Raw genomic sequence first — 8901 nt, 5'->3', positions numbered from 1 at the left:
TTAGTTTCAATCAGATAACCGCCGCTGACTGTGTAGTCGGTATTGAACTTATACAGTCCACCGTTGGGCTGTGTCAGGGAGATACCGTTAAACTCGATGGCGATATCTTTTCCGCTATTGTCGCTACTCTGGGGAGGCGCAATGGCACCGGGGTTGGCACCATTGTTGATCGTGGTGCCGCTGCCGCTAAGGGTTTGTGCGGTAATACTGGAGGCATATTGGTTAGTCGCGCGCTCACTAACCTCAGGGCCCCAAGAGGTGCCCCATAAATCGCCTTTGTAGGTCCGATAACGCCACTCACCCGTGGATGTTGTTTGTTCAATCAGGCGTTGTGCATTCCCCCAACCATCTTGGTTCAGGGTGACACCCGAAAGATCAATCTCTCCCTGCGCACTGATTTTACTCCAGAAGTTCTCCAGCGTACCCACTTGTGGGGTCAGGTTCCCACCGGCCAGCAGTTGCGCCTCTGGGCTAATGTTATCGATGCTGTTATAGGCGATAGTCGATGTATAATCGGTGCCAATATAGTCGCTATTCATCGAGCCGCCATGAGGCGGTTCAGCATAGCGTCCCCCCGGAATATCAGGGTTTTCTTCTGTCCAGACCGCGGACCCATTCACGGTGTCAGCCACAACAAAGTTGCTATTGGCGGTGAGAATATGACGGCGATTGGTCAGTGTCGTGGCGTAAATCAACATATCTTTGCCGGATTCAATCAAACCCGAAATATTGAGCACCTGAGCCGCCGCCAGATAATTGCCGCTATTGTCCAATGCGCCGGCCAGAATAATGTTGCCCATGCCTAAAAGGGTGGTGGTTGGGGCGGAATCAGTGTTGGTGACGGTATCACTGTTTTCAATTACCGGTGCCAACAAGGCTAAGGTACCGTTTTCATCGGTGGCACCGATCAGGGCACCAGGGCCGGAGTTGGTAATACGCTCCCGTGCTTTAAGCGTGGCTTCGGCACTGATCAGGGTGCCGGTGTTGAACAGGGTATTGGAGTCGGTATCGAGTCGCCCGCGGGTTAATATCTCACCACGGTTAATCAATGCGCCCGCTGCGCTGAGGCTGGCTTGCGTCGCAATAATATGGCCGCTATTGAGCAAGCTGCTTGAACCGGTGCTGAGTTTGCCACCCGCTAACATTTGTCCGTTATTGGTCACATCACCAGCGGTGGTCAAGGTGAAATCACGCCCAGCTTGAAGGGTAGAACCCGCCAGATTGCTGAAATCACGCTGTAAATCAAGGGTCAGATCCTGACTGGCAACTATCTTGCCTGCGTTATTGTCAAGCTGGCCCAGATTCAATGCGATGTTATTCGCCGCCAGTGTGCCACTTTGGTTATTGAGGGTTTGCCCGGCACTCGCCCCCGCATTAATGGTCAGCGTTCCAAGGGCGAGAATATTGGCGCGCTGCGTACTGATATCGCCACTGTTGGCGGTGATGTCTATCTCTCGGGCTTGGGTATGACTGTCGGTCAAATCAACCCGGCTACCGGTTAGCGTCATCGCACCGGCGGCGAGGGTCTGCCCTTGCGCGATCAGGTCCTGACGGGTGGTTACCCTCAAGTCACCGCTATCCATCAGGCGGCCATCACTGTGTATGCCCGCCGCTAACAGGCTGCCCTCGTTGCTATTCAGGCGCTGTGCATTGACCGCCACATTGCCTTTAGAGAGAATTGTGCCGCCCCGGTTATCGACATCACCCGGCAGATTCAGGTTGAAGTCCGTAGTACCGGTTTGCGCTATCACCCCGCCGACATTGGAGAGCGATTGGGCGCTAAGCGTGACCCTCTCCGCAATCAGTCTGGCGCTGTCGGTACGTAACAGCGCGGCGGTTGAGGCAGACAGGTTGCCACTGGCTAACAGTTCAGCGCCGGTGAGATCGATAGCGCCACCTTGTGCGGTGAGTGTCAGGTCACGGCTCTGTGTTTGGCTGCCACTCAGATCGATACTGTGCGCGTTAAGCACTTGCGCCGTGCCGCTAATATTTTTGCCTTGGGCGGTTAACATCCCGCTGGCATCAACGCGCAAGGTGCCACTGGTGATCGCGCTGTTGTCGGACTTGACACCGGCACCCAGTATCGAGTTGCGGCTACTATTGACTTCTGCCGCGCGCAGCGAGGTATCACCCGCCGCCGCGACAGTGCCGGTGTTATTCAACTTGCCTGCGGTGGTGAGCTGGGTATTGCCCTGGGCATAGAGCACACCTGCGTTCTCTATACCGGCGGCGGTCTTCACCGCCAGATGTTGAGCACTGTTGATCTGACCGCTGTTGACCAGCATACCGTCGGCTGTGATGGTGATATCGCCGGCTGACGCCCCTATCTCACCGGCATTGCGCACCCCGACACCGCTTTCAGTGCCGATCAGGCGGATTTTACCGGCGTACATGCCACCCAAATTGGCGACATCCACCGCCACGGTAGGGCGGGCGCTGCCATCGTCGGCTTTGGTGGTAATATTTTGGTGCGCGGCGTCAACCTGATTGCGCCCAGCAGTGATTTTCAGGTCATTGGCCCAGAGACCGGCATTGACTTTAACCGAACGGGCAATCAGGTCGGTATGGTCCTGACGACTGCTGTCCAGACCTTTGCCCTGAATAACAATCTCACCGCGATCCACATCGTAGCCAGTGAGTTGGCCGTTATTGAGCTGTGCCTGACCGGTGGTTAAGGTCGCACGGTTGGCGTTGATAAAGCCGCAGCCATCACAAGTAATGCCTGATGGGTTGGCGATAACCACCTGCGCTTTGCGGCCAGCGACCTCGATATAACCGTTAAGTTTACTCGGGTCGCGGCTGTTGACTTCGTTGAGGATAATACTGGCTTCACCGCGCGCCAGCGACGGATTACCGTTGACAAAACCGCCGAGTTGGCTCTGGTTGACACCGTGGCCGTTATTGAGGATCACGCCGCGATTATCGACATCGAACTGGCTGTAAACGTTACGCGAAACCCCACCGCTACTGGGTGTCTGGATATTGACCTGTGGCGTACCGTTGGCACTGCTGATAATGGTCGGCTGTTGGTTACCCGGCGCACTGGCATCGGCGACAATATTGGCTTGCGCGGATAACGAGACGCAGCCCAAGGCCAGTAACAGACTAAAACTCAGCGACGATAAGGTACTGATACGGCGGCGTTGAGTATGCCCAAGTCCTGATGAGGGCGACGAGGCGGCCCGACCGGAGGCGGCGATATCGGCTACCACCATTAATAAGCCACGCGCCTTGTTAAATACGATACGGTACAGGTTCTTATTCATGGTGACTCTCAACAGCTAAAGGGTTAATAAGGTGCATCAGTATTGCCAGTTCAGGTTAAAGCCCACCGTCACTGAGTCGGCTTTGAAGCCATCAGGTTTTGACAGCGGCTTGCCAGCAAACAGGTCATAACGGGTATTCAGCACAGTGCCGCGCACACCGACGACACTGCCCGCCAGATGGTGGCCCAGCAGATAAGGGTCGCTGCGACCGCTGACCTCGCCGTAATCCACGCCGACATACAGTTCATGGCCTGGTAGCGGGGTATACCAGCCGAGATCATTGCGCACCGTCCAGCCGCGATCGGCATTCAGCGTGCGTTCGCCATCAAACCCGCGCACCGACCAGCGGCCGCCGATGGAGAATTGATCCTGTGGTGTCAGGGGTGTGTTGGTGCTTTGCCGCTGATATTGCAGGTTGTAATGGACGTTTTGCGCCGCAACCACAAAAGGAATATCCAGTTGCGCATTCAAACGCAGAATTTTGCTCAGGGCAGTGGCTTCGCCGAAATACTCTTCTTGTGCCGGTACTGCACCAAACCAGCGGGTGCCGCGCTGGTAACTGATACCTGCGTCCAGTGTGGCCTGCGAGATAAAGTGGCGATGTTCCAGCCCGACACGCCAGGCCGAGGTACGGCGGCGCTGCACTTCAATTTCGGTATCATTGATATAGTTTTTCGACGAGCGGGTCAGCACATCGTAGGTCAGGGTAGTTTTTTGGCTGGCATTGCGGTGCAGCAGGCGGCTGAGTTGCAGCGTGACGTTCTCCGTTTCCCCCCGGTAATGGATATCGCCATTGAGGCCCGCCACCGTTTGGTGGTAGTCATAGCTGCTGGCGGTCATGCCAGCGGTCCAGTAACCGAATGGTAGCGAGTAATGGCCGGTCAGGTTATTGGTGCCTTTATCGCCGCGATCCTTTATTGACCCCCCGGCAGAGACATAAAACAGGTCACTCAGCGAAAGCGGGTTATCCAGAAACAGGGTTGCGCCACCTTGATAACGGCCGGTGCTGCGGGTGCCGGAGTCATCCAGTGAGGCCGCCAGCCGCCACATTTTGCGCTGCTGCCAGTTCAGGGCGATATCGGTCTCGCCGGGGGCATCACCCGGGATCAATTCCATACTGGCTTGCACGGTGGGGACGCGCTGCAGGTTCTCCAGTCCTTGCTCGATATCACGCAAATCCAACAGGTTACCGGGGCGGGCAGGGAAGGCACTGAATAACGAGACATGGCGGTCACTGCCCTGCGTCAGTTCAACATGGCGTATTGTGCCGGGCACCACGTGTAACGCCAGTGTGCCGCTGTTCAAATCCTGCTGCGGGGCCAGTACACGAGTGGTGACATAGCCGTGGTCGATCAGGCGGTTTTGCATCTGGCTCATCAGCAGATTAATGCCCTGGCCCCCCAAACACTGGCCTTGCGCCTGATTGGCGATGCGTTGCAGGGGCAACCAGCGGGGTAAAGGCTCTGTGCCACTGATTTTTATACGATCAATGGCAAAGCAGGGTTGCTCAACCGGGAAGACAATACGGCCCAAAGAGGCCACCGGCGCTGATAAGCGCACATCCGGTGTTGAGGGGGCCAAACGCTCTTCCAGTGCCCGTTGCCGGGCCTGTTGATGAATACTTTGCTCAACGGGGGGGAATTCCGCGCCATAACTGGCGAACGGTATAGTCAATACTGGCGATAATACGCCCGCGATTAATATAAAATAACGGGAACGCGACACAATAAAGGCCCCTCCCCAATAGGTTGGGGTAGATAAATATAAGATAATTTGTGCGCATTATGCCTGCAAAAACGTTATTTTCAATGTGTTTTTGTCGATAAAATAAGCGAATAAGAACACACCCCTGCAAGTGTAGGAAATATCTCACACAAGAACTTGTGAAGATAACGTTCTTATTTAGAGGTTTTTTTAAATTAAGTGGGTAATAAAATATGGAGTATTATCAATAAATTCCCGTCAAAATGAGGGGCTTAGATAATTAGACACGCAGACGGGATCCTATATTAGTCGTTACCGGTGTTTCAATTTTTGAACCATTGAGATAATTCACTTCTGCAAAAATAGAGGTGTTACTGCAATACCCACGCCATATTGACCGATATTACCGGAAAAATTATTATCGAAGCCAATACCGTTAGTGGCGACTGTATTCGTTTTGATAAATTCACGGGCAATAGCCAGTTTAACGCAAGGCTTGACTGCCATTTGATTCACAGTATAAGAGGCCGCCAATATCGGACCTAACTCGCCTTACCATAGGGTTCCAGTACCCAGTTGTGATAAACAGGTAACTGATAACCACTTTCTACCAAGATGGTCAAGGCATTCTGGCTGTATTCCGCACGCACACTCTGAGCACGCAGTTCATTATTAAAACGGTTAGCTTTCAACACCATATCAATATAAAGTCCGCTTTTATCCAGATAGGTCAGGTAGAGGCCACCACTGTAACTGCGAATATCACCCTTTGCATCCGCGCGGTGAGTGGATTTGACATCGGATGAGCTGTAGCCGGTAAATGCCCCGATCAACACATTACCCCGACTCAATCCAAACTGTTTGTCGGCCTCAATTTCCATGCCAGCTAACGTGTTTTTGAAAGAGACCTCTTTATTATCAGACAATCGGCTGTCATCGGTAAGATAACGCGCCCAAACGCCGACAGTGCCATCAGCCTCTGTTTTCAACTCACCTTGCCGCTGACGCAACGTACCCAGTTTCACATTCAATATATGTTGTGGCGCGGCCACCATATTAAGCACACCGTCTGCACGGGTGGCCGCCTTCGGCTGCACACAAAATTTCTTTCGCCTTTCTCCAACACTTTGCTTTCGAATTTTGTCAGGTAATCCAGACGATACATCAGTTCAGGTACCGCATGGCTAGCTATGATAAGAGATCAGAACAACACAGGGACAGTGATTGAATCTGGATTATGTCGAGGGACATGGCTTAACCCGGCGTATCTGACCTGTCAGTACGGGGTGCACAGGTTAGGTTCTGTGCTCAGTAGGGAACGAGTCGGTATAGCGCCACTAGCCCGACTATATTCAATATCACACTGATGATGAAGTACGTTTTAAAGGGCTGTTTTTGTGTTTTATGGCGAAAGATTTGCTGACCGAGAATTGCTCCGGGCCATCCACCCACGAATCCAAACACCAGCAAGGTGAACTCAGACACTCTACGCCAGGCTTTGCGGGCCGCCATTTTATCTACACCATAAACTACGAGCGTCAACACGTTAGCGAACAGGAACCACATCACAAGAGGATGAAGCAAAAATGAGCAGCCGATAGCAACTAAGGCCAGAAGCAAATAACAGAAGCTATTGAGGTTCATACGATAGAAACAGCATTAATCAATCAGAATGGAAGGGAACTATATCCGATTCTGACGGAGGCGGTAACCTTAACGTTTTCCAAACGGCCGTTTACAGGCAAAAGTACTGCTTTAGCGGTTGTTATTACCGTAGAATAACGTCGGGTTTGACGCTCAGGGCAACTTGATGGTCATCGCTCAAACTGCTTTCCGTCGTATACAGGAGTTGTTGGCATCGGGGGCATGTCTTTGGCCCAGTATACTTATGCTGGCATAGCACACAGAAGTAAGCTCTGTGTGGCAGAGAACTCAATGGCACATGTTGGGCCATGATAGTCCTGCGCAGGGTACTTAAGGTATCAGTAGTTTGTGACGATGTTGATGCCATTTTTGCTCGGTATTTACAGTTTATATCGAGGTTAAAATCGGGATGCTCCTGGTCATGAATGAATAGACGCCCTGCGACATGAGTATGTTGTAATTGCAGCGGGTTATGGCAGGAAGGGCAGTAATAGCATTCAGCTGCTGAACCTAGAAAAATACTTGCACTATTCACTCGTGAGCCCTCTGTTGTCAGGGCGGTTCTGATGCGTTGATACATGATGATATCCTTAATTACCCTAAGTTTTACGTTTGGTTAAATCGGCCTACGGTATATATGGCGGTCCATGGAATTGCTTTGGGGTAATGATGTTGTATAGCTATACGGTGAGAAAATTGAGGCTCAGAAGCTTGTTTGGGATGTATTTGATACTGTGAGTGTTGGTTTTACAGTGTTTGCAGTATTTCTCCCATAGTAGTGACCCGCGCATAATGAGGTATAACCCCTTTCCGCCGGATTGCAGGTATGCGTCATCCGACCCTTGAGGGCTGATACCGATGCAAGCAGTAGGCGGAAATCGTGGGGAGGTTGGTGTCGATTAATTGCTAAACAAGATGCTATTGGCGGGACTGGGCAATACGTTCATTTAACCAGCTTTCTACTTCGCTTTTTAGCCACCGAGAACTTCTCCCCATCTTAATGGGTTTGGGGAATGAGCCATCTTTTATCAGTTTGTAAAACCACTTATCAGTAAGCTGCGTGAAACCAGTGATAAACGCCATATCGACAAGCTGATCATTCAGAAGGGATGGTGTGGGGGTGTTCATGATTAAATCTCCTTTAAGTGAGTAAAGGAGGAATGAACTGCCTTCAGGTGTATGACAGCCTTCCTCAGTGGATGGAAGGCCATGTAAAAAACTAATGATATCCTGTTTGTTTATTGTGTTGGATGCCCTTCAGTACCTCTCTCTTAGCGTCTTTGCGGTTTTTTCGTGCAGTCTTTCGTGTGAGCTTGTTTTCCTGTTCTTGTTCGTCATATATGGAACTTCCCGCAGAGCGGATCCTGTTGCTGTATATTTTGGTCCTGTGCTTCGCCATGTATTCGGTGCGTTCCATGAGTTTTTTGTAGTCGTCTGTGGCTTTCAGATTGGCCCGGTTAAGGCGATAGCAGGGAGACTTACAAAAATAGACCAGACCACGATATTCCTTACCTTCCAACTTCAGCGCACTCAGCCACGCATTGATAATCAGGTCAGCCAGATTCCCCTCTTGCCAGTAGTTGCCCAACGAGTTGAAAACGTCCATATTGAACATAAGCAGTGTGTGATAATGAATCTTTTTGCCGCACTGATTATTCTCCCTCACCCAGATGTAGTGCAGCTCAGAGTAATGCACCTGTTTGCCGGGATTTTCCTTCTTTTTTCGTTTGTATCGCGCTTCAAGTCTTGATGTGATTGCCGCCATAAAGGCTTTCATCGCTTTATTGCCTTCAACGTCATAGTTATCGGGAAAGCGTAAGTCAACGCGAATAACCAGTAACCGTGGGTGCGTTATTAGAGCATTGCGCACGGTACTACCGAATCGTGCTAGATAAAGATAATTATGCGTTGCCAGATTGATCGGGTATGTTTTATTGGGTTGTTTATCCGTCATGGTTCTTACTCTTGATTTGTTATATTTACAAAAAGTCGGCGTCTCATAAAGACATCCGTAAGAGATGTACATAAATCACTTACACTTAGGGCGAGTGTCTTGCAAAGCCATTTATTTACATTTGTAACTTAATGTCCTGCATGTGTTTTAATTATTTCAGAAGCCATTAAGACTTATCCTGGAGCATATTTTTTCTCACGCTGATAGATAACATGATGAATACATAGTATTGCAACTAAGAAATTACCTTTGCCATCATCGGAGCTAACTTTGGCTTACTCATGTGAGATATTTGGATTCTTATGGGTTAAGCAGCGCATTAGTATTTCATAG

At 50.8% G+C, this 8901-nt stretch carries 6 protein-coding genes and 1 pseudogene; all 7 read right to left on the bottom strand.

Annotation, left to right across the window (positions count from 1 at the left end; all coding sequences use genetic code 11):
* The coding region (locus tag V1952_RS17195) for a filamentous hemagglutinin N-terminal domain-containing protein (protein ID WP_420075192.1) at positions 1-3266 on the bottom strand (3266 nt) is incomplete at its 3' end.
* A 36-nt stretch (positions 3267-3302) separates the two neighbouring features.
* On the bottom strand, positions 3303-4991 hold the full coding sequence (locus V1952_RS17190) for a ShlB/FhaC/HecB family hemolysin secretion/activation protein (RefSeq protein WP_420075191.1): 1689 nt from the start codon (positions 4989-4991) through the stop codon (positions 3303-3305).
* Between the two features lie 259 nt (positions 4992-5250).
* A pseudogene (locus V1952_RS17185) lies at positions 5251-6061 on the bottom strand (autotransporter outer membrane beta-barrel domain-containing protein); the annotation flags it as partial.
* Between the two features lie 217 nt (positions 6062-6278).
* A complete protein-coding gene (locus V1952_RS17180; RefSeq protein WP_420075190.1) occupies positions 6279-6614 on the bottom strand; it encodes a DUF1294 domain-containing protein in 336 nt (111 codons plus the stop codon).
* Positions 6615-6738: 124 nt separating this feature from the next.
* The gene (locus tag V1952_RS17175) at positions 6739-7194 is read right to left on the bottom strand and encodes a putative zinc ribbon protein (protein ID WP_420075189.1); all 456 of its coding nucleotides are present in this window, start codon (positions 7192-7194) and stop codon (positions 6739-6741) included.
* A gap of 338 nt (positions 7195-7532) precedes the next feature.
* Positions 7533-7742, bottom strand: coding sequence for a helix-turn-helix transcriptional regulator (locus V1952_RS17170; RefSeq protein ID WP_420075188.1), 210 nt, complete (start codon positions 7740-7742; stop codon positions 7533-7535).
* A gap of 91 nt (positions 7743-7833) precedes the next feature.
* Positions 7834-8568, bottom strand: a complete 735-nt coding sequence (locus V1952_RS17165) for an inovirus Gp2 family protein (RefSeq protein WP_126286802.1) — start codon at positions 8566-8568, stop codon at positions 7834-7836.
* Positions 8569-8901 lie beyond the last annotated feature (333 nt).

It is taken from the genome of Yersinia sp. 2542 StPb PI, from assembly GCF_048593855.1.
Lineage (GTDB): Bacteria > Pseudomonadota > Gammaproteobacteria > Enterobacterales > Enterobacteriaceae > Yersinia > Yersinia enterocolitica_E.
This window is presented reverse-complemented; position numbering and strand designations above follow the sequence as displayed.